The 25,383-nt window shown below is 47.1% G+C and carries 25 protein-coding genes and 1 pseudogene; 9 read left to right on the forward strand and 17 right to left on the reverse strand.

Annotated features, from left to right (window positions below):
• The first annotated feature begins 237 nt into the window (after positions 1–237).
• Both ACL2XM_RS05825 and ACL2XM_RS05830 read left to right on the forward strand, forming a co-directional pair.
• Positions 238–945 carry a TetR/AcrR family transcriptional regulator gene (locus ACL2XM_RS05825; RefSeq protein ID WP_413730006.1) on the forward strand — a complete coding sequence of 236 codons (708 nt, stop codon included), beginning with the start codon at positions 238–240 and terminating at the stop codon, positions 943–945.
• 512 nt (positions 946–1,457) lie between these two features.
• Positions 1,458–1,604, forward strand: coding sequence for a hypothetical protein (locus tag ACL2XM_RS05830; RefSeq protein ID WP_413730008.1), 147 nt, complete (start codon positions 1,458–1,460; stop codon positions 1,602–1,604).
• A gap of 951 nt (positions 1,605–2,555) precedes the next feature.
• Here the strand turns inward: ACL2XM_RS05830 and ACL2XM_RS05835 are convergent.
• Together ACL2XM_RS05835 and ACL2XM_RS05840 are read right to left on the reverse strand one after the other, a co-directional pair.
• Positions 2,556–2,711, reverse strand: coding sequence for a hypothetical protein (locus ACL2XM_RS05835; protein ID WP_413730009.1), 156 nt, complete (start codon positions 2,709–2,711; stop codon positions 2,556–2,558).
• Between the two features lie 49 nt (positions 2,712–2,760).
• A complete protein-coding gene (locus ACL2XM_RS05840; RefSeq protein WP_413730010.1) occupies positions 2,761–3,192 on the reverse strand; it encodes a universal stress protein in 432 nt (143 codons plus the stop codon).
• A gap of 351 nt (positions 3,193–3,543) precedes the next feature.
• Between ACL2XM_RS05840 and ACL2XM_RS05845 the strand changes: the two genes are divergently transcribed.
• Entirely contained in the window at positions 3,544–3,762 is a 219-nt protein-coding gene (locus ACL2XM_RS05845) for a hypothetical protein (RefSeq protein ID WP_413730011.1), read from the forward strand.
• Positions 3,763–3,862: 100 nt separating this feature from the next.
• Here ACL2XM_RS05845 and ACL2XM_RS05850 read toward each other — a convergent pair whose 3' ends face one another.
• The gene (locus ACL2XM_RS05850; RefSeq protein ID WP_413730012.1) at positions 3,863–5,221 is read right to left on the reverse strand and encodes a radical SAM protein; all 1,359 of its coding nucleotides are present in this window, start codon (positions 5,219–5,221) and stop codon (positions 3,863–3,865) included.
• Between the two features lie 339 nt (positions 5,222–5,560).
• Between ACL2XM_RS05850 and ACL2XM_RS05855 the strand changes: the two genes are divergently transcribed.
• Entirely contained in the window at positions 5,561–6,385 is an 825-nt protein-coding gene (locus tag ACL2XM_RS05855; RefSeq protein ID WP_413730014.1) for a helix-turn-helix domain-containing protein, read from the forward strand.
• Positions 6,386–6,402: 17 nt separating this feature from the next.
• Here the strand turns inward: ACL2XM_RS05855 and ACL2XM_RS05860 are convergent, their stop codons facing one another.
• The 3 genes from ACL2XM_RS05860 to ACL2XM_RS05870 form a co-directional block, all read right to left on the reverse strand.
• Positions 6,403–6,762: a hypothetical protein gene (locus ACL2XM_RS05860; RefSeq protein WP_413730015.1), complete on the reverse strand. Its 360-nt coding sequence runs from the start codon at positions 6,760–6,762 to the stop codon at positions 6,403–6,405.
• Between the two features lie 69 nt (positions 6,763–6,831).
• Entirely contained in the window at positions 6,832–7,524 is a 693-nt protein-coding gene (locus ACL2XM_RS05865) for a CidB/LrgB family autolysis modulator (RefSeq protein WP_413730016.1), read from the reverse strand.
• Positions 7,514–7,966: a CidA/LrgA family protein gene (locus tag ACL2XM_RS05870; RefSeq protein WP_413731042.1), complete on the reverse strand. Its 453-nt coding sequence runs from the start codon at positions 7,964–7,966 to the stop codon at positions 7,514–7,516. Before ACL2XM_RS05870 ends, ACL2XM_RS05865 begins: the two co-directional genes overlap by 11 nt.
• Positions 7,967–8,262: 296 nt before the next feature.
• Here ACL2XM_RS05870 and ACL2XM_RS05875 point away from each other — a divergent pair, with 296 nt between their 5' ends.
• From ACL2XM_RS05875 to ACL2XM_RS05885, 3 genes are all read left to right on the forward strand, one after another.
• On the forward strand, positions 8,263–8,736 hold the full coding sequence (locus tag ACL2XM_RS05875; RefSeq protein ID WP_413730017.1) for a hypothetical protein: 474 nt from the start codon (positions 8,263–8,265) through the stop codon (positions 8,734–8,736).
• The gene (locus ACL2XM_RS05880; RefSeq protein WP_413730018.1) at positions 8,736–9,029 is read left to right on the forward strand and encodes a hypothetical protein; all 294 of its coding nucleotides are present in this window, start codon (positions 8,736–8,738) and stop codon (positions 9,027–9,029) included. Before ACL2XM_RS05875 ends, ACL2XM_RS05880 begins: the two co-directional genes overlap by 1 nt.
• Before the next feature lie 673 nt (positions 9,030–9,702).
• A complete protein-coding gene (locus ACL2XM_RS05885) occupies positions 9,703–10,269 on the forward strand; it encodes a VOC family protein (protein WP_413730019.1) in 567 nt (188 codons plus the stop codon).
• A 119-nt stretch (positions 10,270–10,388) separates the two neighbouring features.
• On the opposite strand, the gene ACL2XM_RS05890 is transcribed toward ACL2XM_RS05885, so the two are convergent.
• The gene (locus ACL2XM_RS05890) at positions 10,389–11,207 is read right to left on the reverse strand and encodes a shikimate 5-dehydrogenase (protein ID WP_413731043.1); all 819 of its coding nucleotides are present in this window, start codon (positions 11,205–11,207) and stop codon (positions 10,389–10,391) included.
• 205 nt (positions 11,208–11,412) lie between these two features.
• Between ACL2XM_RS05890 and ACL2XM_RS05895 the strand changes: the two genes are divergently transcribed.
• A complete protein-coding gene (locus ACL2XM_RS05895) occupies positions 11,413–13,242 on the forward strand; it encodes an SgrR family transcriptional regulator (protein WP_413730020.1) in 1,830 nt (609 codons plus the stop codon).
• 85 nt (positions 13,243–13,327) lie between these two features.
• On the opposite strand, the gene ACL2XM_RS05900 is transcribed toward ACL2XM_RS05895, so the two are convergent.
• The gene (locus ACL2XM_RS05900) at positions 13,328–14,566 is read right to left on the reverse strand and encodes an MFS transporter (RefSeq protein WP_413730022.1); all 1,239 of its coding nucleotides are present in this window, start codon (positions 14,564–14,566) and stop codon (positions 13,328–13,330) included.
• 787 nt (positions 14,567–15,353) lie between these two features.
• Here ACL2XM_RS05900 and ACL2XM_RS05905 point away from each other — a divergent pair.
• Positions 15,354–16,211: an AraC family transcriptional regulator gene (locus ACL2XM_RS05905; RefSeq protein WP_413730023.1), complete on the forward strand. Its 858-nt coding sequence runs from the start codon at positions 15,354–15,356 to the stop codon at positions 16,209–16,211.
• A gap of 47 nt (positions 16,212–16,258) precedes the next feature.
• Here ACL2XM_RS05905 and rbsD read toward each other — a convergent pair whose 3' ends face one another.
• The 9 genes and pseudogenes from rbsD to ACL2XM_RS05950 all read right to left on the reverse strand — a co-directional run.
• A complete protein-coding gene (rbsD, locus tag ACL2XM_RS05910) occupies positions 16,259–16,672 on the reverse strand; it encodes a D-ribose pyranase (RefSeq protein WP_413730024.1) in 414 nt (137 codons plus the stop codon).
• A gap of 1 nt (position 16,673) precedes the next feature.
• Positions 16,674–17,840 (reverse strand): iron-containing alcohol dehydrogenase, encoded by a 1,167-nt coding sequence (locus tag ACL2XM_RS05915; RefSeq protein ID WP_413730025.1) that lies wholly within the window; start codon positions 17,838–17,840, stop codon positions 16,674–16,676.
• The gene (locus ACL2XM_RS05920; protein WP_413730026.1) at positions 17,837–18,718 is read right to left on the reverse strand and encodes a PfkB family carbohydrate kinase; all 882 of its coding nucleotides are present in this window, start codon (positions 18,716–18,718) and stop codon (positions 17,837–17,839) included. The genes ACL2XM_RS05915 and ACL2XM_RS05920 overlap by 4 nt, the downstream gene beginning before the upstream one ends.
• Entirely contained in the window at positions 18,715–19,758 is a 1,044-nt protein-coding gene (locus ACL2XM_RS05925) for a zinc-dependent alcohol dehydrogenase (protein WP_413730027.1), read from the reverse strand. The genes ACL2XM_RS05920 and ACL2XM_RS05925 overlap by 4 nt, the downstream gene beginning before the upstream one ends.
• Before the next feature lie 39 nt (positions 19,759–19,797).
• Positions 19,798–20,778: a substrate-binding domain-containing protein gene (locus ACL2XM_RS05930; RefSeq protein ID WP_413730028.1), complete on the reverse strand. Its 981-nt coding sequence runs from the start codon at positions 20,776–20,778 to the stop codon at positions 19,798–19,800.
• Between the two features lie 42 nt (positions 20,779–20,820).
• Positions 20,821–21,810 (reverse strand): ABC transporter permease, encoded by a 990-nt coding sequence (locus ACL2XM_RS05935; protein WP_413730029.1) that lies wholly within the window; start codon positions 21,808–21,810, stop codon positions 20,821–20,823.
• An 8-nt stretch (positions 21,811–21,818) separates the two neighbouring features.
• Positions 21,819–23,306, reverse strand: a complete 1,488-nt coding sequence (locus ACL2XM_RS05940; RefSeq protein WP_413730030.1) for a sugar ABC transporter ATP-binding protein — start codon at positions 23,304–23,306, stop codon at positions 21,819–21,821.
• A 16-nt stretch (positions 23,307–23,322) separates the two neighbouring features.
• The gene (locus ACL2XM_RS05945) at positions 23,323–24,303 is read right to left on the reverse strand and encodes an ABC transporter permease (protein WP_413730032.1); all 981 of its coding nucleotides are present in this window, start codon (positions 24,301–24,303) and stop codon (positions 23,323–23,325) included.
• A 425-nt stretch (positions 24,304–24,728) separates the two neighbouring features.
• Positions 24,729–25,129 (reverse strand): annotated as a pseudogene (locus ACL2XM_RS05950) (transposase); the annotation flags it as partial.
• Between the last annotated feature and the right edge of the window lie 254 nt (positions 25,130–25,383).

Genomic DNA, 25,383 nt, shown 5'->3' on the forward strand with positions numbered 1-25,383 from the left:
TTCATAAAAAATACCGAAAGTTGACGGGCAGGTGTGGTATGGATCGCTTGCCCGATCTCGTAAAATTCTCCGGAATGACTGGGTTCCGAGGGTAGTTTTTTTAAAATTCAAAAGGCTATAGATTAACGGGCCAAGATCTCACCTTTTCGTTAATGGATGCTTACAGACAGATATATTGCACTAATCCTTAAAAAACGATATCGTTTTTTAAATAAATAAAAACGGAATCGTTTCTTAATGTCAAGCACCGGATTAGCCAAAATACCTGGGGGCCAAGTCAAAGCCAAACTTGGACGCCCTCAGGTTTGTACTGCTGAGGAACGTTGTAGACGTATTCTGGCGGCGGCTGAACGAATTTTCATGACTGAGGGTTATGGTGCCGCCACGATGGAGGGGATATCCCGCGCTGCCGGTATGTCGAAACGGACGGTTTATGGGTTCTTCCCCGATAAGGAACATATGCTGGTGGCGCTATTCAGCGATACAATAGCCTTCCCCCTTAACCACGATAAAATGTGCGAGGCGGCAGCCTGTCCCAGGGAGGCGTTTCGAACCGATTTGTTGGCGATGATGCAGTACATATTGCTGCCAAGACAAATTCTTCTGGCACGCTTGTTGATTTCAGAAGCCGGGCGGTCGCCGAGTCTGGCCGAAGATTTTCATGAGCGAATTATGCGAACAAGCCAAGCTTATTTAGCCACAGGACTGGTTCGCTTGAAGGCATCTGAACCTGGATTGATAATCGGCGACCCTGAATATTTGTCCATGACAATTTTCAGTGCTGCAATGGGAGATCTGCATTTCCGTGCCTTATTAGGTAAAACAGTGGTAGTAAGCAACGAACTGCTCTTAGACCGGATTAACTCTGCTTTGCGTCTTATACTGCCTGGGTTGAATGACAATGATGTCCACAGCGTCAATGACAGGGCAAGGCACACTGATTGAAAGTGTCTCTGCTATGTATCGTCGAGTTACCATTACACTGCCGTTAACGTAACCTGATGACAAATTGAGCAATGCCATTACCAGAACTCTCGTTATCATAAATATCAGTAATAAAAGATACCATCACATCGCCGCCGTCAATAGCATATATTTTTGTAAATACTCGTATATATCTTCTTGATGATAAAGCGCTTTTTTGCCGTCGTTACGTGAACGAGGGATAGTACTCCATACCTCTGATTGCGCGTACGTTGCCTACCGTGACCGTTTTTGGTGCAGGGCGCTGGCACACAACATACCGTCAATCCGAAACGGTTGGGAATTTGAAACAAATCCGGGTCTGCTAAGATGTCGCGTACACTTCTGAGTCGGACTCGATAAGATTGCATACCTACGGCAGTCTCATTATTTGCCGGCTTATATCGCCTTGATCAGCATCGGCAAAATTCTTGTAGTCAGAACTTTTTAACTTACTGAAGCAATATACTTACAGGTTAGAGGGTGTGGAGGGTGTGGCCGAAGTGACACGGGCAAGGGCAGAAGTATGGCGTGGAATGGAAGGTAAAATGGGCGAAATTGAAGGAAAAGATTTGCAGCCACAGGGGTCGCAGGGGCAAACGATAAAACGCAGGGATAAAAAAATTTATGGTAAGCAATAAAAGAGGAGGCCGGCACAACTGCCGGTCTCAAAGGGCGAACATAGGAAAAATGCCCGCATAACGGAAGGGGTGGTATCGCACTACAACTAAAACATCACCATTCAAACTTTTCGAAGTGCGTCCATACTGCTGGATGTAACGCAGGCTTTAGCCTTGAGAGGGACAAAACCGTGAGAGCGGTCTGTCTAGTCTTTTAGCCCCGAGCTGTCTGGAGGTGTAGTTCACAACAACTTGCATAAAATTTATACAACGATTTTGGCATCGATGCAAGTGCTGGTAAAGATCAGATAATAGTCAAACGCACAGCGCACGTTTCGCCTGGTTTTTCTCATGACATCTGGATTTTCATGGGAAAAACAGGGCATCAAAACCTATAATATATCCGTTTTAATATGAAGAAATTGATTCGTCAATTGATTGTTATGGTTATTTTTCTTTCGTCAGGTAGCGCGTGTGAATTTCTTTTGCCACGAATCGACTATTTATTATTGCCGGAATCCGCATAATCAGCCAACGTCATTAGCGGATTCAATGATGTTTTTCATTAAAGGCTTTACGGTTTTCATATGTTAATAATGCCAGGCAGCGTTGGCGCAGCGCCATAAAAACGAGATACGTCATGCTGTCGAACGCGTGGGGGCGGGGGCAGGTTGACCGACAGCTCTTCAAGGATGGTGCCGGGGGACGCGCTCATTACGGTAATCCGATTGCCGAAAAAAAATCGCTTCGTAGATATCGTGGGTGACGAACGGCACGGTGGCCTGTACTCTCCTGACATATATTCAGCAGATTTCCTGCATCAGGACTCTCGTTTGTGCATCCAGGGCACCAAAAGGTTCATCCATATTCATCCCAACAAGGCGGCGGGATAGCTGTGGGCGAATTTGGACAACCCGATCCTGGCGAGAAATTTGTCCTCGACGGCCAGCTGATTAATACCCACGTATGATTTTATCCCAGTCCGCTCAGGTCCAGGGCATTCGCTGCGGGCTGCCAGGTATTGCCATAATCCTCTCCCAGGGTCATCTCGATGCTTGGCGTCTGTGATGCCAGCGCATCATAAACCGTCCGATAATTGCGGGCGGCTATTTCCTCAATGGTGCTCACCTTGACTGGGGAGGAGCCTTCGGTCTGAGCTCGGGGAATGTCTATGGTGTTAACGCACTACCAGTACGGAGGTTTTAGCGTGACGGACTATAGCGGCGGCGTTAGATCCCAGCAAATAAGTTGACATACTGGGGCGCCGGGATCCGATAATAATGAGCTCAGCATTAATTTCATCAGCCTCTTTTAATATTTCATCATAAATAGCGCCTTGGCGTACGTTAGATGTGAGCCTGTCCGCGGGCAGAGTCAATGATTTCGCATAGATATCCAACTGCTGTTTAATATCTTCCGTCACTGTATCCTCGTACTGCAGTGTCAATGCACTGAAGTGGCTTAAAAAGTAGTCCGGCATCGTGGATATCACATACAGAAGACGCAGACTGGCCTGCGATTTTTCCATCAGGTAGGCCGCCTCTTTTAACGCGTTCACTGTTAGCTCATGTTCACTGATATCAACAGGTAATAAAATTGACTGATACATTATGTTCTCCTGATATGAATAAATGAAGAAGTTATCACTTTACTCCCTTCGGATAAAAAATTGCAAAGACGGACTCCTGATGCAGCAGTGAGCTTCATGTTAAACGGAGCTTCAATACAATGGAGTTGCCCCTGCCAAAACACCATGACTTAGCTTAATAGTCGATCAGCATCGACAGATAGTGCTTCAGTGACCGTGATCATTCGAATCCATCAATTAATTCGAATAATTACTTTATGTCCATAATTAATTTTAACGCTGCGTAAGGTGTATAGATATATCTCCTATATTTGCATCAACTTATTGAGCTCAATTTTTACTCCACTTCATCGCTCATCATTTGCGATCCAGTTGGCGAAACATCTCGAACAAAGCTGCGCTTCGGTGGGCACGAATTCTCAAGTTTCAAATGCACTTGACAAGCCTCGGCGCCTGAATCTGAGCGGCTACCCGGTGATGCTGACGCACCTGCAATGCTGCTGCTGCGTCTGGACGCTGCCCGAAACCTATGCCGACTTGGGTGAGAATAACCAAATGCTGTTGGCACCGTCGCTCGACGACAAGGCGTGAGCAACGGAAACGAGCCGGCTTTCGCGCGGAATACGCGGCGGACAGCCCGAATTTTTAGGTTTAAAGCACGAGAAATTATCTTGCGGTGGTGATATTGCCGTTATCGATATTGCCCGATTTCAGCTTTATAGTGTTCACTATAACCCTCCTGATCCCAGATTTTAATAGCATATTTCTTCCACTCCTGCGCCAGTTCATCCAGTTCATGACTAAATTTGAAATAGCTGTCGCTACCCTCATGCTGTGGTTTGGCTCCGTGCTTCAGAATGTGTTCCCGGAATTTTCCCGGGTTATCAATAATTGGGCACGGCTGCATCAGGTTGGTGTTAAACGGGATTTGCTGCTTGAACCCTTCGAAGAACGGCGAATGCAGCACGTCTATCACACTCTTCTCCCGAATATTATCCACTGCGTACTGCTGGAACACGCAGGGTTCGACGCCACCTTTGGCGTTGATATGCAAATAATTGGCGCCGCCCGACATACAGCCATTCACCAGGAAACCGTGGTTCCAGAAGTCGGCAATGAAAGCGAACTGACCGGACAGTCGCAGCTGTTCAATCTTATGGAATCGCTCGTAACGCTGCTGCGGTGTCGGCACCAGATCGAAGGTGGCGTCGCGTCCGATGGGCATATACTGGAATACCCACACGTATTCCACACCCAGTTCGCTGATGAAGCGCCAGTAGTCGTCATTCATCAGTTGATCGTGGTTTTTACGCGTAGCCATTATAGAAGCGCCGCACATCAGACCCTCGTCATGCAGACGATGGTAGGATTCGACGATTTTTTTGAACACCCCCTCGCCGCGCCGCCAGTCGGTCATCTCCTCCCAGCCTTCAATGGAAATAGTGGTTGCGACGTTGCCTAGTTTGGCCAGTTTTTTGACCCGCGACTCCGTCAACAGCGTGCCATTGGTGTACACCATGAAATAGCAGTCGTTGAATTTTTCAAAGATCCGCATGATAGAGGGATAAACGAAGGGTTCCCCGCCGGTGAGGGTAAAGAAGCGGACCCCCAAATCATAGAATTGTTGAAGAATATCTATCATTTCGCTTTCTTCGAAATGATAGCGGTCACCGTACAGGGCGGAGTAGCAGCCCTTACAGCGCAGATTGCAGGCATAGGTAGGAGAAATCAACACTAAAAATGGGATGTGTGTGGAATAGTGCTTTCCTTGTTGGTCGCGAATGTTCGCGCCGTAGAGCATATGGTTGAACAACAGGTTTTTGATTAACTTAGCGCGGGCATGTTTGTTCAATCCTCGTAGCGCCCTGATCCAACTGCTTAGCATCGGATCCCGATCATGACAAAGTTTGGCGAGGGCCAGTAAATCGTCTTTATTGGAGCCGGCAAATTTGGCGCCGACGGAGAAAATTCTTTCAAAGCTATTTTCATCAACCTTATTAATCAAGGTTGAGACAACCGGTGACATGGATGTGATGATGAAATTATTCATCTTATCGCCTAACCTTTCCATATATTTACTCACCCCTCAAATAAAATAATGACACATGCAATTGATAAACACATCGATTGCATATAAATGACGCTTCATAGAGAGATTGATATTCACCTAATAAAGACAATAAGCGTCTCAATCTCTCGTGGAAATAAAATCTATTAAGGTTGTTAATAAGGCGTTATCTCTTTGTGGTATAACGGAGTATCATTAATCTTTTCCCCATTCAAGTATCCTTGTTATGATTAAAAAGAATGTTCATCTATCGATGGAAATTGAGAACTCTTTATGATCAGGCAAACCGAATAGCCCTGTGTTATTATCAAAGAATGATTCATGTCGAATAACGGTCATACTATGTTGCAGATTTCTCGAACCCCACTTCACGAAGATGCGACAAATCAACTTGTTGCGGTGCCTGAACGTTTGTCGCTGCCGCGCCCGGTCTATTTTCGAACCTGTCTGTTGCAAAAAGGGACGTTCATCCGTCAGCATCAGCACCCGTTCATCGAATTCCTGTATTCGCGCGAAGGTGGTATGCGGGTGGAAATTGAAAGCAAGACGCTGATTGTGCCGGTGTTCTATGGCGTGTGGATCCCGGAAAACATGCCGCATCGGCTGCTGACCACCGGCGATGTCCAGCTGGAAAGCTTGTATATCAAGCCCGATTTCGTGGCGGTCAACCACAACAATTGCCGGGTGGTGGTAATCAGCGATTTCATTCGCGAATTCATTCACCATGCCACGGAAAGCGTGCCGGAACAGTATGACAGCGAAGGGCACGACGGCATGCTGGTTAAAGTTTTGATCGCACAGTTGCAAAAGCTGCCGGATGCCGGTTTCTCGCTGTCGTGGCCGTCGTCTCCCACGCTGATGAGAGTGTGCCGGGAGATCCAGTCGACACCGGACGCCGCGCACGGCATTATTCAATGGGCCGCCAAAACCGGCATGTCTGTGCGGACTTTTTCGCGCCGTTTCAAAAAAGAGACCGGCGTAACTTTCGGCGAATGGAAAAAACACATGCGTCTGCTGGAATCCGTCGTCATGCTGAAGAATAACCGCAGCGTAACCCAGGTCGCACTCGACCTGGGGTATTCCAGCACAGCTGCTTTTACATTCGCCTTTGGGCAAATGTTCGGCGTATCGCCGACCCACTATTGAACGTCGTGCGCCGGTCGTCATGAGCGGCGCTGCTTTTTGCGGCATTCGTCGACAAACGAACGGGATCGACCAGTCAGCGAACGCACCTGCACCGGGGTATATCCCTTGGCGAACAGCTCGAAGATACGCAAGCGGTCCCGCTCCAGCCGGGATTTTTTTTCCTCGATTTCTTCATGTTTTTTCCTGGCAGCGGCTTTCTGCATTTGGGCATCCCCAGCTTGCATTTCCGCTATCTGCCGCCAGGCGAGATCGCGCCGCGCTGCGCTGGCGTTCGGATGGGCGGCAATATCGCACCGTAATTGCATGGCCCGTCGGTGAAAACCGGCGCGGGTTAGCGCTTGCGCCTGTTCGATTCCTGTAATTAATGTGCAAAACATCGTCGAATTCTCATCAATTAACCCACTGGTATTTTTCCCGGTGCTACCTTGGTGTCGCTCGGGAACAGGTCAGAATAAGGCCAACATCAACGGGAACAGCAAAGGCGCCATTAGCGAGGTGATGATCCCGCAGATAACCAGAGCCAGCGAACTGAACGCTCCCTCTACGTAATCCAGCTCGGCACAGCGGGCGGTGCCGAGCGCGTGCGATGCAGACCCTATCGCCATGCCGCGTGCCGCTCGGTTGTGGATACACATCGCGTCCATCAGTGTGTGCCCGAAGACGGCGCCGAGGATGCCGACGAAAATCACGCACACCGCGCTAATGGCGGGGATACCGCCAATGCTGCCGCTGACCGCCATGGCGATCGGCGTGGTAACGGATTTCGGCATGATCGAGGCGGCAATGGCCGGCGTCGCGCCCAGCTTCAACGCCAACCAAGTGCCGGTGAGCATCGCCACGATACTGCCGAGGAAACAGATAGAGATAATTGATTTCCAACGCATCCTGATTTGGTGTAATTGTTCGTATAGCGGAAAGGCTAGCGCCACCACGGCAGGCTGCAGTAGGCTGTTCAGCACCTCGCTGCCCTTAAAGTAGCGCGGGTAGGGAATTCCGGTGAGGACGAGAAGCGCGATCAGCACCACCATTGAAATCAGCAATGGATTGAACAACGGGTTGCGCAGACGTATCGCCAACTGACGAACCAGATAGAACACTCCCAACGTCAGTGGCAGAGACCACCAGATGTCATGCAACATGGTTGACTCCTTTGTTTTTTTTAGGGTGATTGTTTTTCCGGAAATGATCGTTTCTCTTTAGGCGCCGTCGGATAACATTCTGTTTGTGCAAAATGTGCGAGCACCAGCTCACAGTAATAAGCACGATCAGCGTGCTGGCGGTACAAGAGATCACCACCGTGTCGAATTGTGCCCGCAGCAAATCAAAATACTGCATGACGCCAACGCCGATCGGTACAAACAGCATGGCCATATGGTGGATCAATAAATGACAGCCGGGTTTGACCCAGTCGGCCGGGATGATCTGCGATGACAATAGCGCGAACAGGATCAGCATGCCGAGAATGCTGCCTGGCAAAGCGATGGGAAGGAGCGCAGCGATGCCGATGCCAAGATACAGGCAGGCGTAAATCAACACACATGCCCGCGCCAAATGCCAAATGCTGATTATGTGAGCCCGCATGAAATTTTTCCAAACCATAAAAACAAATGACAGGTTATGGGGACGGCTGGCGGCATTCCCCGACGATTGTGCTGTTGGCCCTCGATTTCTGAATGACCAGGAATAATTATCAACCAATTTCTTTGACGCTTATTGTTAAATAAAGACAACTTTTATCGAAAAGGAGACAAAGTGCATAAAATCAGGGCTTATACTTGATAGCCTATAACAGTAATTAATTTCATATGTTTGACGCTGTTAGCCATTAACACGTTATTTAAAATCATCCTTACACAGCCGTCCTGGTACGATAATTAATGATGGAACCGTTGCTTTCATCTCCTACACTTCGTCAACTGACATTGTTAATGACCATCTTCGAGGCCTCTCCAGCAGCGGCGCTCTTGCCTGCACCGTATTATCTGAAAACGCATGGACAGCTTATGGCGGTGGGGGGCAACGTGCTGGATTACGATCTGCTCTGGACCGAACCGGCTAAATCTCGTTTTCACTGGGCGTTGTTCGCCACGCTCCGTGCCGCAGATTTCCGTCATGTGCGCGTCAACCTTTTGGCCTTCGCCCCTATGGACACAACGGACAAACTGGACCCGAAGAACTGGATTGCCATGCTCGACAGCGTGGAACGTGAAGCCAGCGCTGCCTATCTTGATGTGATTCGGAACAAACATGACTTCCTTCCCTGTGGGGCTGATGCTGGCATGTGTCGCCGGACACTTCTTGCCTTCTGGGCTAGGTGGCGCCGCACTATCGTGCCGCACCGGCCGGCGTAATGTTCGAGATCCCCGATGAACCAAATCGCTCGCTCGATGCCGGGTACTGGAATGCCCTGCTCGCGGATGCGCTCGTCGTCATCCGCGCCAGTAATCCTACTCACACCGTCATCGTCGGGCCGGCAAGCTACAACAGCCTCAAGGCGCTACCGTGCATTTGCTTGCTATTGGATATTATGATTTTGTCCTTTGTACCTCCAAGACGACTACGCCTGGCATTGCGCGGGATGCCCTGGATTCATTCCGTGATACGGCCATCTCAAAAGTTTCGCTCGGTGGCCGTACCTGTTTGAAAAAAGCCATACGGTTCATGAAAAACCGGGTATGCGTACTCCTTACTTCTATTATTTTCTCGACTTCTTATGGAAAATACTGCAAATTTTGCAATGAAAGATAATAAGGGAAGCTATTATCTTAGCGCTTTGATCCCGTTATCCGCAGCGAAAACTAAAAAAAGCCGATACGTTTTTATTCCCGCTTAAAATGGAGCGTTATTTTAACTTAAAAAATAAATAATATATACAAATTGAAGAAGTTCATGCCGATATGAAAGCTGGTAATTTCGTCCAATCGCTAACACGCAGCAGTGACAAACTAAGGTATATCATTTTCATAGGGGAAGACTATCAAGAAATTTTAAATATTGCTGTTATCCAGAAAAATTATATCCTATTGAATCCGTAATTCATAAATGGGAGTTGTAATGCGTGACGCATTGGAATGATGATTGAATAGAATACATCCATTAGCTATTAATATTTAACCATTAGGAAAAATTTTACACGTGGTGGTTATTTCTTGACGTTACCTAACTTGACTGTATTCCGAATCATCAGCTACAATTAACTGAATTACTCTCAAGGAACTTAGGGTTTTTTCTAGAATATCTGTTTATCCTGAGCCAGTGATAATCGAGATTATCTGCAGGGACCCTTGAAATTTATAGCGAAAAAGAGAAAATATAATATGAGCGCAAATACCACAGTTTCTGCTGCTAGCGATATATTCGGTGAACTACCACGTGGTATTCACCACTTGGGGATTACTGTGCCTGATATTGATGTGGCTACTGAGTTCTTGCGCGCCGCGCTCGGTGCGCGCTGGTGTTACGACGGCCTAACGCGCGAAGATACTCCGCGCCAAGGTCCGGATATTGAGCACCAACTCGGGCTCCCCAAAGGCGCGCGCATTGTGCGCCAGCGTATGCTGCGCATCGGCAACGGCCCGGGATTGGAAATGTTTGAGATAGAATCGCCGCACCAACAGTCGGCCGCTGCGCTTTGCGATTTTGGACTTAATCATCTGGCCGTTTACTGCGACGATATGAATGCTGCGGTTGCGCGATTGCAAGCCGCCGGGGGGCAATTTCTGTCAAAAAAGCACGGCAACTCGCGCCATGAGGATACCTCTGGCAACGCGAGTGTCTATGCACGTGCACCGTGGGGGATGCTGATCGAACTGCAGTCCATCCCTGGCGGCTACTATTATGACGATGATAGCGAGGCCACGGCCTGGTTACCGGCACGCCGTTGAATGCCATGCGCGTAATGCATACTGCGTCCTTGACATCCTCTCCGGCCTAAACGTCGGGGAGGATATCATAACTGCCTGTTGGCCTTGCAAATAATTGCTTTTAAAACCACCGACATCGCCTATTGCCGTGAATAGGCAGCGGCTTTTTGAAATAACGCCGGGTCAGGCCGAATGCCGGTGTAAAGTGCAAATTGCTCCACCGCCTGGATAGCAAAGACTTCAGAGCCGGTGATAACGGTTTTGTCTTTATCGCGGGCATAACGGATAAGCGGCGTTTGCGCCGGTAAAGCCACCACATCAAATATGACGCTGGCCGCATCGACCTCCTCGGGCGTAAAGGACAATTTATCGGCGTCATCACCGCCGGACATGCCAATCGGCGTCGCGTTGATAAGGAGTTCGGGTTGCAGACCCTTTATATCCGCACGCCATTCATAACCACATAAATTGGCCAGTTCACGACCGCTGGTTTCATCAATGGCGATTATATAACCTCGGCTGAACCCAGCATCTTTTAACGCACAGGCCACCGCTTTGGCCATACCGCCGCTACCACGTAGCGCGAAAGTCAGCGAAGTAGGTACCTGGTATTGCTTTAGCAGGGTGGCGATAGCGATATAATCGGTATTGTAGGCTTTCAGATAGCCGTCAGTGTTGACAATAGTATTAACCGAATTGATGGCCTTGGCTGACACGTCCAACTCATCGACCAGGGCGATGCAATCCTGTTTAAACGGCATTGATATCGCACAGCCGCGGATACCCAGGGCACGAACACCCCCGATGGCGGCGGGCAGATCGGTGGTGGTAAAGGCTTTGTATAAATAATCGAGTCCCAGCGCGTTATAGAGATAATTATGAAAACGCGTCCCGAAATTACTCGGACGTGCCGCCAGAGACATACATATTTTCGTGTCTTTATTCAGATTCTGGGTCATTGCCTGTGTCCTGATATATATAAAAGTTACTGATATCAATCCTGAAATAAAAGTAAGGATATGTACCCGGCCAAGCAGACTCTGCATGGTGCGGCTCTGCGACACTGCCGGCATCTCCTCCGTTATCCCTTGCCATCAAAAAAATAATGGACTAAAAAGGTGCTATTAAAAACTGCTGAGTTTTTTTATTCAGGATTCCTCTTTTATGAATGGCCTACGACGTGAACATCAATACCTGCGCCTGCTGGCGTTATTTCCCTCGCGGGATGTCACCACCACGATCCAGGCGCTGGCAGATGGGCTGTGCTGCAGTAAACGTCATATGCGCGCACTCTTGTCGCAAATGCAGGCGGCGGGCTGGCTACAGTGGCAAGCCAGCCCGGGACGTGGGCATAAAGCCCGGCTGCGGCTGCTTCGTAGTGAACACCAATTACTGGTGGCAAAAGCGGATCATCTACTTGATGCCGGCGATTATGGCGCGGCCATCGATTTGCTGGGCGATGAAAAACACCTGATTGCGTCGTTGCTGAGGACTAAATTGGGTTACCGCATTCATGATGATTACCAGTCGCTGCGGATACCCTATTATCGCACCATGCCCAACCTCTATCCCGGCACGCCTCTGCGCCGCTCGGAAATCCACCTGGTACGACAAATATTTAATGGACTGACCCGAATCAATGAAGAAAGCGGGGCGGTTGAAACAGACCTGGCTCACCACTGGCGCATGATCGATCCTTTGCATTGGCGATTTTTCTTACGCCCAGGGGTCCACTTTCACGACGGCCGGGTACTTGCCAGCCAAGATGTCGTGGTCTCATTAAGACGGTGTGCTCACCTCCCGTTGTTTTCGCACATTAAACGCATTGATGAACTGGGCATCTTAAGCGTCATTATCGAACTGACCCAGCCAGACCCGTTATTGCCGCAATTACTGACCGAGCCGGCCGCTATGATTTTACCTGCCGATCACGCCGCCCGCGCGGATTTTGCCGCTCACCCCGTGGGTACGGGACCTTATCTGGTCAGTGAGAATGACGCTTGGCATTTGCTGATGCGCGCATTTGATCATTATTTTGGCTTGCGCGGCTTGCTTGATGAAATAGAGGTCATTGTCTGGCCTGATCTGTCGCACTCCGCCGACCAGGACCGGATGACGCGGGGGAATGCCCCGCCGCGCCCGGCAGTCGAAAATATCGCGGTGTCTGGCCAACACACACTGTCGGTGTATTCCGCCGCCTGGTTAAGCTCAAGTATTAGCGATCTTGACTATGCTTCCGGGCTGGCGGTCGGTTTAACCGGAAAACCGTCCGATCTTTCACAGGAAATGTTTCTAGAACGGGGCGGCTATTTTTTACTGTGCGACAGCCGCTCGCCGCATTGGCGCACCATCGAGCGGCGGCGCTGGATTAGGGAAAAGCTGAATCCCTATTTGCTAGCCCAGCAGTTAGTCGAATCCATTCGCCCGTTCTGGGTGCCGACCGGTAGCCTGTTACCCACTTGGTTCCACTGCATGGACGATGGGCCGACTCAGGCACCTTTTGCCCCTTTGACAGGGGGAAGCCGCACCCCCGTCTCCGTACTCACATTGGCTTACCACTGCCAGCATCCCGAATATCCGATGCTGGCGGCGGAAATGCAAAAAATGCTGGCCACTGAGGGCATCCGTCTGGATATCATGCAACTGGATTACGCGCGCTGGGCCAAGGGGGAAGGCTTTGCCGACCTCTGGCTAGGTACGGTGAATTTCGCCGTGCCGGAGGCATGGAGCGTCGGCGCGTGGCTACTGGGCATGCCGCTGCTGAAACACTCTATTTTCGGAGGTGATGCGCAGATATTCAGCGCGTGGCAGCAGCAGTGGCGCGACGGGTCGCTCAGTTCAAAGCAGTTGGTACAGCATGTGGTCGGTGAAGGATGGCTTCAGCCGTTGTTCCATCACTGGATGCGGCTGAAGGGGCCGGATCAGGCCCAGGGAATCCATCTAAACAACCTGGGCTGGTTTGATTTCAAGACCACCTGGATGGAACCGAAATAACAGTTACTCGCGCCGAATTTAGGACAATTAGAAATGACGAAGGTGACCGACTCCCTTCGTCTAGCCGGTCTCTGGCGGGTGAATGCTACAACTCAATTTGCTTGGTTTCTTTACCCAACGTCACGATTGCCAGTACCGCTAGCAGGATCGCCATGCTGAACAGCGTAAAGATGCTGCCGATGGATACCCCGGCCGAAACCAGATATCCCACAGTCAACGGACCAAAGATCCCCCCCACTCGCCCAATAGCGGCGGCAACGCCGGCTCCGGTGGCTCTTATCTGAGTGGCGTATTGCTCAGGCGTGTAGGCATACAAAGCACCCCAGGCGCCTAAATTAAAGAAAGAAAGCAATGAACCGAAAAGCAGCAACTGAGCGCTTGAATCGGCGATACCGAAGAAATAGGCGCTGATTAGCGTTCCCAACAGATAAGTGGCCAGCACCCACCGTCGTCCCACACGTTCAATCAGCCAGGCCACTGAGAAATATCCGGGCAATTGGGCAACCGTCATGATCAAAACAAAGCCGAAACTTTTGACCAGACCAAAACCCTTCATCATCATGACACTGGGCAACCACAAGAACATTCCGTAATAGGAAAAGACCACGCAAAACCACACAATCCACAGCATGAGGCTGCGACGGCGATACTCCGTGGTCAACAATGCTGTTATTTTTCTGAGGAACGATGTTTTCCTCTCCTGCTGGCTCAATTGGATAAAGTAGGGCGAATCCGGTAATCTCAAACGCAGATAGAGCGTGTAAAATGCCGGCAGCGCGCACAAGATCATTGCGCCGCGCCAGCCGATGCTAGGCAATGGAATAAGGAAATAGGCGATCAACGCCGCCAGCAGCCAGCCCACGGCCCAGAAGCTTTCTAGTAGCACAATGACGCGCCCACGCACCTCGGGCGGGACACTCTCGCTCACCAGCGTCGAAGCTACCGGCAATTCGCCACCCAGTCCCATGCCGACAAAAAAACGTAACACCAGCAGGCTACCCAGCCCCCAGGAGAAAGCGCTCAGTCCGCTGGCAATGCTAAACATCAGCAGCGTAAGCATGAAGGCCGATTTGCGCCCCTTTCTGTCAGCATAGAGACCAAAGATAAAGGCCCCAACTGCCATGCCGACCGAGTTAACGCTACCGATCACCCCCAGTTGTGCGGCGGTCAGCCCCCAGTCTTGTCTCAGAGCGGCCAGAATGAAGGATAAAAGTCCTACGTCCATCGCATCGAACAACCACCCGGTTCCACATATCAAAAGTAATTTGTTGTCTGAGAAACCGTCTTGCCGAATCTGAGGTAAAATCATGATGTTCTTTATCATGTTAGGATGAAGGTTCCGGTATTATAGCGCGTTCTGATGGTCTATGGTGATGTCTGTTTGTGGCCTTCAAGTTCCGCGTCTAAGTAGGTCTTTACCCCTTGACGGCACCCCTGCTGCTGAAGAGGGATTCACACTTCACAGCAACCTACCTGAACTGCACTAAGCCGTTTCAGGATTTACAGGCGCTCCTTGGGCTAATCTCCCCCGACCTGAAAGGCGAAGGTTTCCCGAGGGGACTCGATGAGATACGCCGACAACTAAAAAACAGCAGGCATAGCGGGGAGGTCTGGTGTTAGTGCCTGCTTGAACCAACCAACGATGCGTTTGCTATGGGCCCACACAGCCAAAAAAACCTGTCCCAATGCTGCTTGGTATGGGCCGTGTGGCACTATGGCGAAACGCCGATATCAACAATGCTCTTAATAATTTTAGCGGTGGGAGATGCCGTGATAGCCTGTGGTGAGGGCGCTGTCAGGCCGCTCGCTGAAGCAGGAACAAACCGAGACGAATCAGGCTGCGCTCTGAACACGGTGGGGATACTGGTCGTTACAGCGAGAAGGATGTCAATGAAACGCACTATATTTATAATGCTTTATAATGCATCCCAATGGTTAAATTTTGCCCAAAAAATGGCTTGAGCAGTAAGCCTGCTTTCGGAATGGACTACTGACACCAGAGGCTTTTCAGAATGTGATAAAGGATGCAGAAGTCGTACACCTCTTTGGTTTATAATTCTTTTTAACAGGTTACTCTTCGCTATTTTTTAATGCTAAATAGGTCAGTAATCATGAATTTGAAAAGAGAATATATCGAAAAAAAGACAAATGGATCCTCTTTTTCTTATCTTGTCCATGGTGCCAATTACCCTTACTGTCTATGGCACTATCATCCTGAATATGAACTTCATATGATACTTGATGGTGAAGGCGATGCCATTATCGGGAATTCAATAAGACAGTATGGGAATATTTATTCTGCGCTTGTTGGAAGCAATATACCTCATAATTGGATTGTGTCTGGGAATATCGACCCAAGACATCAGACTGATTACGTAATTCAATTTAGCATGGATGAATTCAAAGTGCTTTTCAGTAACTTCCCGGAATTTTGGGAAATAAATAAATTACTCTCTGATGCTGGCCAAGGAATTGAGTTTTTAATAGAGGACACCTTAGTGGTTAAAAACCACATTGTCAGCATGGAAAACGACAGCCCTCCCATTAAATTAATTAAACTTTTCGAAATATTATTACATTTGGCAAAAAGCAATAATTATCAGATCCTTAATTCGGCTTATGATAAATCTCTTGAGCTACAAATCGGGCATAGAATTGATAAGGCCATCGAATATATAAAAATAAATTTCAAAAAAAATCCCAGCCTTCACGACGTTTCAAATAGCATCAATATGAATTCCAATGCATTTTGCCGTAAATTTAAAGCTGAAACAGGATTAAGTTATAAAAATTTTCTGAATAAACTCAAAATATCATATGCCTCAGATCTGTTGATAAACACCGAGCATTCTATAACAAAGATTAGTTTTGAGAGTGGGTTTAGTAATATATCAAATTTTAACCGCCGATTTATGGATATTAACCAAATATCACCATCAGAATTCCGCAGGAAGAGACGAGAAGCATAACACCAAACAACCGTAGCATCAGACTACGGTTGTTTAGCAAAAGCCGTTTAATGTACTTCACTGATCCAACGGTCACCTGCACCAGAGATGAGGATCACATTACCGAAAGCTGTAAAATCCCCCGTCCTAATGACACATTTCACCGTTGTTGCCTTTTTCTTCAATTCGGCATGTGAGATGATGTCGGCCTTAAGCAAAAAAAGGGATTGTATCTTCGAGCTATGGCCAGGATTAATGTCCATCGTTTCCTGCGCGATAAATAATCCTTCTACTGAAAAATATTTGTTTATTTCCTGCAGTACGTCATAAACCGTTGGTAGGTTCTCTTTCAAAGATAAATCAATCACGTTAATTCCATTGGGTGTTGCAAACCCCGCATCTGTCACCAACAGCAAATCACCATGACCAAGTGTCGCCAGCGAAGCAGCGAGCTGGCGGTTAAGTATTCCGATCTCTAACATATCAAGCTCCGTAATAGGCTTCTTTAATTAACGCGATCATTTCTTCAGATGTAGCAATACGCGGGTTTCCTTTATAATCCGGTAACAACATGGACGCCACAGCCAGTTCAGGTATTTCTTTTTCTGTCATGCCCACATCCCGCAACGTTTTGTTTAGCCCGATTTCAGACAAGAAGGCCTTCATCAATTGTGCTGAATGTTCAGCGGCTTCATTATCCGGACATTTAGTTAAGGTAGGATCGAGTTCGCGTGCCAGGACGGCAAAAGCGGGAATGGCAGACTGCCAGGTAAAACGTATGAACGCAGGATAAACAATAGCCAACGCTTCACCATGGGCAACATGACTGAACAATCCGCTTATCGCCATACCCTGCCCATGAGGAAGAGTGACGCCGGCTGACTTAATGCACAAACCGGCAAGCGTATCGGCCCATGCCATTTTTTCACGCAGCTCAAGATCCTGATGATTGCGTAAGACTAGGGGTAACGTATTGATTACAATGTGAATGACCTCCTTTGCCATCATTTCTATAAACGGAGAGGTGGCGGGATGGATCATCGATTCAAAAGCATGGGTGAATGCATCAAAACCGGTCATCGCCGTGACCGATTTTGGTAGGGTTAACATAAGCGAGGGATCAACAATGGCAACTTTTGGTAGAATGATGTCGTTATAAATCGCCGACTTTGTTTTTGTATCATTTTCTGATAATACAGCAACTTGAGTGACATGCGAACCTGTCCCGGAAGTGGTTGTAATAGCAATGATGGGCAAGGTAGTTGCGGAAGGTGGTTGTTTAAAAAACAAGTAATCCCATGCGGTACCCGGATGAGTTGCTTCAACCGCAATAGCTTTGGCCGTGTCCATACTCGAGCCTCCGCCAAATCCAATGACGACATCGGCCTTAAACTCCCGTGCTCGCCGCGCGCCGGCGGTAATGCTTTCAGTGGTTGGATTTGGCACCACGCCGTCGAAAAAAGCAACGTTTACGCCGCTGTCAGTCAGGCGCGCTGTAATTTTATCAATTAGGGGCTGCATATATGCCACAACCGGCGTAGTGACAAGCAACGCCCGCTGACCATACCGGCGGGTGATCTCACCAACTTGATGCAGCGCCCCAGAACCAAAGACAATTTCTGTACCGTTAACATATTTAAAACTTTTCATTGTTCACCTCTGCAATTCTCGGCCATGACGTAGGGAACTTCAGGCATCGCGCCCTGTTGTGTACAGACGAACGCAGCTAAACTGTTTGCAAAATGATTAATCATCGCCAAAGGTTTTTTCTGCAGGGCCAATACGGCCACCGTTGCGGAAAAGGCGTCGCCGGCACCCACTGTATCGACGGGTTTAATATTGACGCCTAAATGCACATTTTTTTGTTCTTGCCAATACAGCGTACTTCCCCGGCCACCGCAGGTATAAACCATCAGCTCTATTGCAAACCGCTTACGAATCTCGTTATAAAAAGCATCCATCTCACTCGGTAAATCGAGTAGTCCGGCAATAACCTTCAACTCATCTTCACTCACCTTGATAAAGTCGGCCTTCTGCATCAAATAGGTCAGCATCTGCGCATTGAAAAAAGATTGGCGCAAATTAACATCGACCAGGACTTTGCAGTCCGCCTTAGCGTACGCCAAAAGCCGATTAATCAGTTGCTGATTATTTGCGCCTCTGAGAAAAAGGGAGCCGAAATAAATCAAGTCAGCGTTGGCCACCAATGCGCACAACTCGGGCGTTTGTGTAACCTCATCCCATGCGGCGGGACTGTGGATGGTGTAACCAGGAATACCATCATTATTCAAAATCACATCTACCACACCGGTTGGATAGTGGTTGGACTGCAGATAACAGGGAATGCTAAACATCTTCAGCTCATGTTCTAACTGTCGTCCGTCCTCGTCGGTACCGATGGCGGAAACCAAAGTGGCATGGACGCCCAACTGCGTGGCGTGATAGATAAAATTAGCGGCCGCGCCGCCGAGTTTTCGCTGAGAACCAAAACAATCCCAGAGGACTTCACCAATAGCCAATATATTCATAGCGTGCCGTCACTGTTGACTTTCACGATGAGTTTCATGGTTTCCATACCGTGCGAGTCGTGGTATTGATAAGACGTTAGATAGTCATCAAACTCAAACTCGCGTGAAATCAGCTCCTTTACTTTGACTTTTCCACTTGAAAGCAAGTTGATGGCATCAAAAAAATCCTGATGCTTATACATCAATGTTCCCAGGAGCGAAATTTCACGATCACCGAGAATCGACATATCTACTCGGGGCTTGCCTTCATAAACGGCGACGGCAACAATAATGCCCCCTTTAGCAATGGTATTTACGACTTGATCCAATGCCTTTTCCACGCCGGAAACTTCAAACCCGACACTAAAGCGATTTGGACCCAATAAAACCTCAATGCACTCAGGCAAGTTTTCTTTAGCCGTATTAACGACGTGTGCGACCCCACAGGCTTTTGCTTTTTCCAGACGGAAGTCATTAATATCAGTAATCATAACCTCCGCCCCATAAGCGGTGGCTACTTGTGCCACCAGGTTGCCAATAGTCCCCGCGCCGGTCACCAGAACTTTCGCACCAGCCAGTAATTTCTTTACATGAGAGACTGCATGAACGGCAACGGCTACTGGCTCGACAAAGGCGGCGATTTTCATATCTATATCGTCAGGAAGTAGAATTAAGCGGTCTACCGGCACGGTAAAATAGTCTTGGGCGCAACCCGGCGCTTGAAAACCACGCACCCTGAGTTGGTCGCAAATATTAAATTCTCCCCGTAAACATGGCGCACATTTTCCACAGGTGATTTGCGGTAAAGCAGTGGCTTTCATACCGATTTTGATATGAGTTGGAATATCTTTCCCACATTTGATGATCGTTCCACTAAATTCGTGTCCTTGAATGACGGGATAAGAAGTAAACGGATGTTTACCATGCCAAACATGAATATCAGAACCACAAACGCCGATATAATTAACTTTAAGCAGCACCTCATTATCTTTAATGACAGGGATAGGAACATCAGCAGAAAATACAATTTCCCCGGGGGCAGTCATAACAGCTTGTTTCATGATTTACTCCTCTCGATAAAAGGGATAATCCCAATATTTTCAATTAATGGAAGGAACTTTTCGAATAGACTCGAGATCTTTCTTATAGATAAGACGAACGCCAGTATCAATGGTTTTTGGCACCCAGCCAAAGTTGGCATTATCAGCACCCACACGCGTTGGATGACGCGCAGCATAGGCCTGAAGCAGACCCTGGAAGCCCATGAGGTAAGGATTCTGGCCGACTATCGCCTGGACCTCGCCATTATCAATCAGGGCAACGGTGGCCTCGTCAAAGTCAAATCCCATAATGACAATTTTTCCTCTAAGGTTAAGATCGCGGATAGCTTGCGCCGCACCGGTAGTCGGATTGCCATGGGCTGCAAAAATCGCCTTGATATCGCTGTGCGCCTGTATCAAAGCGGTAATTTTTGATGCGGCCCCTTCAATACTGCCCTGATCGTCAACCTCATAAATTTTGGTGTTCGGAGAGGCTTTATTCAGTGCATCAGTGAAACCCTGCACACGAGCGGCCAAATGGGCTGGGCCCTTCATATAGGAAACACCAACTGCACCCCCTCCTTTTACCCATTGCGCCATCTCCTGTCCGGCAGCATAACCGGCCTGGTAGTTATTCGTCCCAACGAATGTCAGTCGATTGGACGTGGGAGAATCAGAATCAAAGGTAATAACCGGAATCTTATATTCAATGGCGCGATTAATGGCCGGCTCCAGCGTTTTTGCTTCTCCAGCCGTCAATACGATGCCATCCACTTTTCGCGCCGTCAGTTGAGTCACGGTACGTGCCTCAACTGACGCATCCCATTCGGCGGGCCCCTGTAATTCAACTTTCACGTTATCACCAAGCATTTTTGCCGCGTCCTGCATCCCGGCATATGCCCAGTTGAAAAACTCCGAACCTTTCAAAAAGACAACCATGGAATATGTCTCCACTTTCTTATCTGCCGCATGAGCGGATGATACAAGAAATAAAGACAAGGAAAGTAATACTGTGGAACATATTTTCCAGAAAGTTTTCATCAGTGACTCCGATTATAATAAAGGGTTAAATTCTATAAAAAATCAATTTTTTAATACTACTTTTATATTGGTTCTTCTCTTGGTTACTTCACCAATAAATACCGCGCTCACCAGCATGCCGCCAATCAAGATTTCTTGATAATACGTATTTATACCAGTCCAGGTAAAACCGTTATAAAGTATTGCGAGGAAAAATACGCCTAATATTGTCCCCATGAAAGTTCCGACCCCACCAAACATACTTGCACCACCAATAAAAACAGCTGCAATAACACGCAATTCAATGTTCTGTCCATATGCCATATTTGCAGCACCGAATTGTGAAGCATAAATAATGCCCGCGATACCCGCCATTAAGGCGGAAAATGCGAAGGCAAATATTTTAAATAAATCTACATTGATGCCATTCAATTTTGCTGCTTCTTCATTACCACCGATAAAATAGACTTGCTGGAAATATCGATGATTTGCCAGTGCATAACCAAAGCCAATGGCAACAATGATAAACAGCCAAAGCATTAAAGGCAATCCGAACAAGTAGTCCTGACCAAATGCAGTAAATTTTGCTGGCAAACCAGAAATTGTACTGCCATTGGTAATTACCAGATTGATACCACGTAATGTCATTGCCATTGCCAGTGTGACAATAAATGCATGTACCTTGAGCCTATTCACTAAAAGGCCATTTATCACACCGACACATATGCACAATATTAGGGTGATAATTACTGAGATAAAAATTGAGAAATAAATACTGCCCGTCAATCCAGTAAAAAATTGCAGTAGTTGGCTGACAATAATCGCTGAAAAAGGGAGTGTCGATGCAACCGATAAATCTATACCGCGCAAAATAATCACTAATAACATGCCTAGCGCAATAAAACATTCGCCGATAAAACCCGTCGTTATTGATTCCATATTCAATATACTAATAAAACCAGGAAATGCTACGTTCATTGATATCATGATAACCAGGACAATCAATGCGAGAATGCTATTGTATCCTGATAAAATATTTTTGATCATATTCATGTTTGGCCTCATACTGCCGCATATTGCATAATTTGTTCTTGCGTGCTTTCATCGGTAACGATTTTTTCCAAGCGCCCCTCCCTGAATATGGCAATCCGATCGCTCAGACCTACAACCTCCGGTAGCTCTGAGGAAATGACCAAAACAGCAACGCCTTCATTGGCCAGTTTTCTTAAATAGCCATGAATAGCTGATTTCGCCCCCACATCTACACCACGTGTGGGCTCATCTACAATCAGCAGTTTGGGTTTAACTTCCAGACACTTCGCCAGAAGAACTTTTTGCTGATTTCCACCACTGAGATTTCCTACTAACTGTTCAATTGATGAGGTTCTTATTTGCAAGCCGGTGATGTATTTCTGTGCAGTTTCCTGCATTCTTCGACGAAAAATCAATCCACAGACATTGGTATAGTTATCGAGAGTGCTGGAAACAATATTTTCGACAATATTTTTTTCCAGAAATAACCCCAAATGCTTTCGGTCTTCGGTGAGGTAAACAATACCTGCATTGATGGCATCTGAAGGTTGGTGAATGACGAGTTTTTTGCCATCAAGCGTTAATGTTCCTGATGTTAACTTATCAGCGCCAAAAATAGCACGGGCGATTTCTGTCCTACCGGCACCCACTAGACCGGCACAACCCAATATTTCTCCCCGGCGGATATCGAAGCTGACATCGCTAAACACTGAAGTTCTTTCCAGCTTTTCACACTTGAATATCACATCACCAAAACAGCTCCCCTTCGGTGGATAGAGTTGGGTTAATTCTCTACCGACCATCTCAGAAATAATCCTCGCCTTATTGGTTTTCGATGTGTCAGATGTACTAACCAAATTTCCATCACGAAGTACACTGCATCTTTCTGCGATCGCAAAAATTTCATCCAGCTTGTGGGAGATAAAAATCATTGCAACGCCTTTTTTCTTCAGATCACGTACTACTCTATATAAAATGTCCACATCTTGTTCAGAAAGCGAAGAACTGGGTTCATCCATGATCAGTACCTTTGCATTCAATGAAATCGCCTTGGCAATTTCCACCAATTGCTGCATACCAACCGTCAGTTTTTTTACCTGAATATCTGCTCGCAAATTGATCCCTAACTGAATAAATAAAGCCTGTGTTTGTTGATTAAGCTTCTTCCAGTTTATGAATCCTAACCTGTTAGCGGGTGCACGATTGCCATAAATATTTTGTGCGACCGTTAACTCAGGGATCAACGAAAGTTCTTGGTGTACTACTCCTATACCGATATTTTGTGCATCAAGTGAGTTTGTTGGGGTAATTTTATTCCCGTTAAAGTAAATATCACCGGACGAGGGGGGATAAATACCGCATATAATTTTCATTAAGGTTGATTTTCCCGCACCATTTTCACCGATTAGTGCATGAACTTCTCCGGCTCTGGCGGAGAAACAGATTTTTTTTAAAACCTGATTTGAACCGAATGATTTTTCAATATCTCGTAATTCGATAACAGTGTCAAAAATCATGATCTCTTCCTCCTAATTATTGTTTTTTTGCCGTGGCCGCATTGATCACCAGGAAGAGAATTAAAATCACGCCGTTGATAAACCACTGCCAATTGGGGTTTATACCCGCAAGAATAAAACCGTTATTCACCATTGCAAGAAATATCACACCGAGACAGGCGCCAAAAACCGATCCTCGTCCACCATTGAGATTTGCCCCACCGATAACGGCGGCGGTAATTGCATTTAGTTCTGAACCAAGTCCATATCCGGCATAACCCATGCCAGATTTTGCGCTGATAAGAATTGCGGCAATGCCCGAAAATAAGCCTGAAAACGCATACACGGCGATGAGCGTCCTGGCCACTTTCATCCCGCTTAAGCGGCTCGCCTCTTCATTTAATCCTATGTAATAAATAATATGCAGCGGTTTCCAATAACGAAGTAACAGATCGATAAACGCAATAAATAAAATAATGATCAGAATATACAGAGGTATATTAAGGACTGATGCAGAGCCTATTTCCAGAAAAGAAGTGGGTAGATTAGTGATCTGATATCCTGAAGTCCACACTGTAGCCACCCCTCTTGCTACGGAAAACATGGCCAGCGTGACAATAAAGGATGGTATTTTCAACCAGGCAACACCCAGACCGTTTATCCCACCCAATATGACAGAAAAAAACAATCCTGCAGGAACCGCTACCAGCGTAGGTATACCTGAACTCAGTAGTGTACAAGTAAAGACGCTGGTGAGAGACAGCATCGCTCCGACAGAAAGATCGATACCTGCAGTGATGATAACCAACGCCAATCCACTGGCAAGTAGTAGCGCAAAAGTGGAACCTGCAAAAATTGAGCGGATATTATCAAATGAGAAAAAGTTATTGAGTGAAATGGAAAATAAAATAAATGTTATCATAACAATGATAAACAGGCTGACTTCCCTGTTTTCCATTATGTTTTTAACAAAATTTGCCTTTTTTGTCTGCCCTAAGTTAAATGTCAAATGAGTCATCGACTTTCGCCTTTTCCACTTATTCATTGAGAAACATGCTATCTGTATTCGCGGAGATCGGCTAATACTCAACTCGCCACAATTGATACTTTTTTAGCATTCATCTACAGATGTGACTAATATCACAGATGACGTCATTGAAGCGAAAATTTTCTAACAACATCTTTTATTAAAATATTTATCATATTTATTCAAAGTAAGGATATTTATTTAATAATATGTAGTGATGTTTTAAGTTAATGATTTTGATGATTTTTTTCAGTTATTATATATAACCTTTTTGTAAGGCTGGGTTAGGAAGTTTATATCAACCTTTAATTCCCCTCACATTGTTGTCTTATGGAAATACCGCCATGGAGGCAGTATCGCATATTTAAAAATTGGGCCATTGGTCAATCAAAATCATTCATCATAGGCTGTGTCCCTCAATTGAATAATCCCTTAAAAAATAGTTTGATACGGCCCAACTTCACCATCGAGAGATAATTCCTCGTCATTTTTTCGTTGCGCGTGGCAATGCGACGGTTCTTTTTTAAAATGCCGAAACGCCTTTAACAACGTTCCGTTTGCGCTCCGTTTCTCTGTCAAATCGGGTCCGCCCATCCCTGCTGGCTCTCTCATGCGATTTATGCGGGATTACGACCTTTATCCCATTATCTTTTAAATAGTTACGGAATTGCTTGAGTAACCCTTTATCAGCAAGTACCGCTTTTCCAAGGTGTTTCATGAACCCATTTTTCCTTTGAACGCCCATGCCATCCAACATAATATGTAATGCATATTGGCTTTCGTGAGGCTGCCCACCGTTCAGAACGACATTTAGCGGCGGCCGTTTACTCTTGACAATATCGATGGCGGTCCTGTCAGCGCCAGTCCGGTCGCGGAAATGTTGTCCGCAGTCGGCTTTTGGCGCGTGACCAATGAGTACACCTGGTATGAATGGGCAGGTCATCCCGCATCCTCCAAACGGGAAGGATACACCAGATACCGGCCGATTTTGCCCTTCATTGACAGATGTGCCGACAACAATCGCCCGGCTAATCCCTGGCGCATCGCTGATTGGGATAGGCCGGTGACGGT

It is taken from the genome of Sodalis sp. RH20 (assembly GCF_047324205.1).
In the GTDB taxonomy this organism is placed as follows: Bacteria; Pseudomonadota; Gammaproteobacteria; order Enterobacterales; family Enterobacteriaceae; genus Acerihabitans.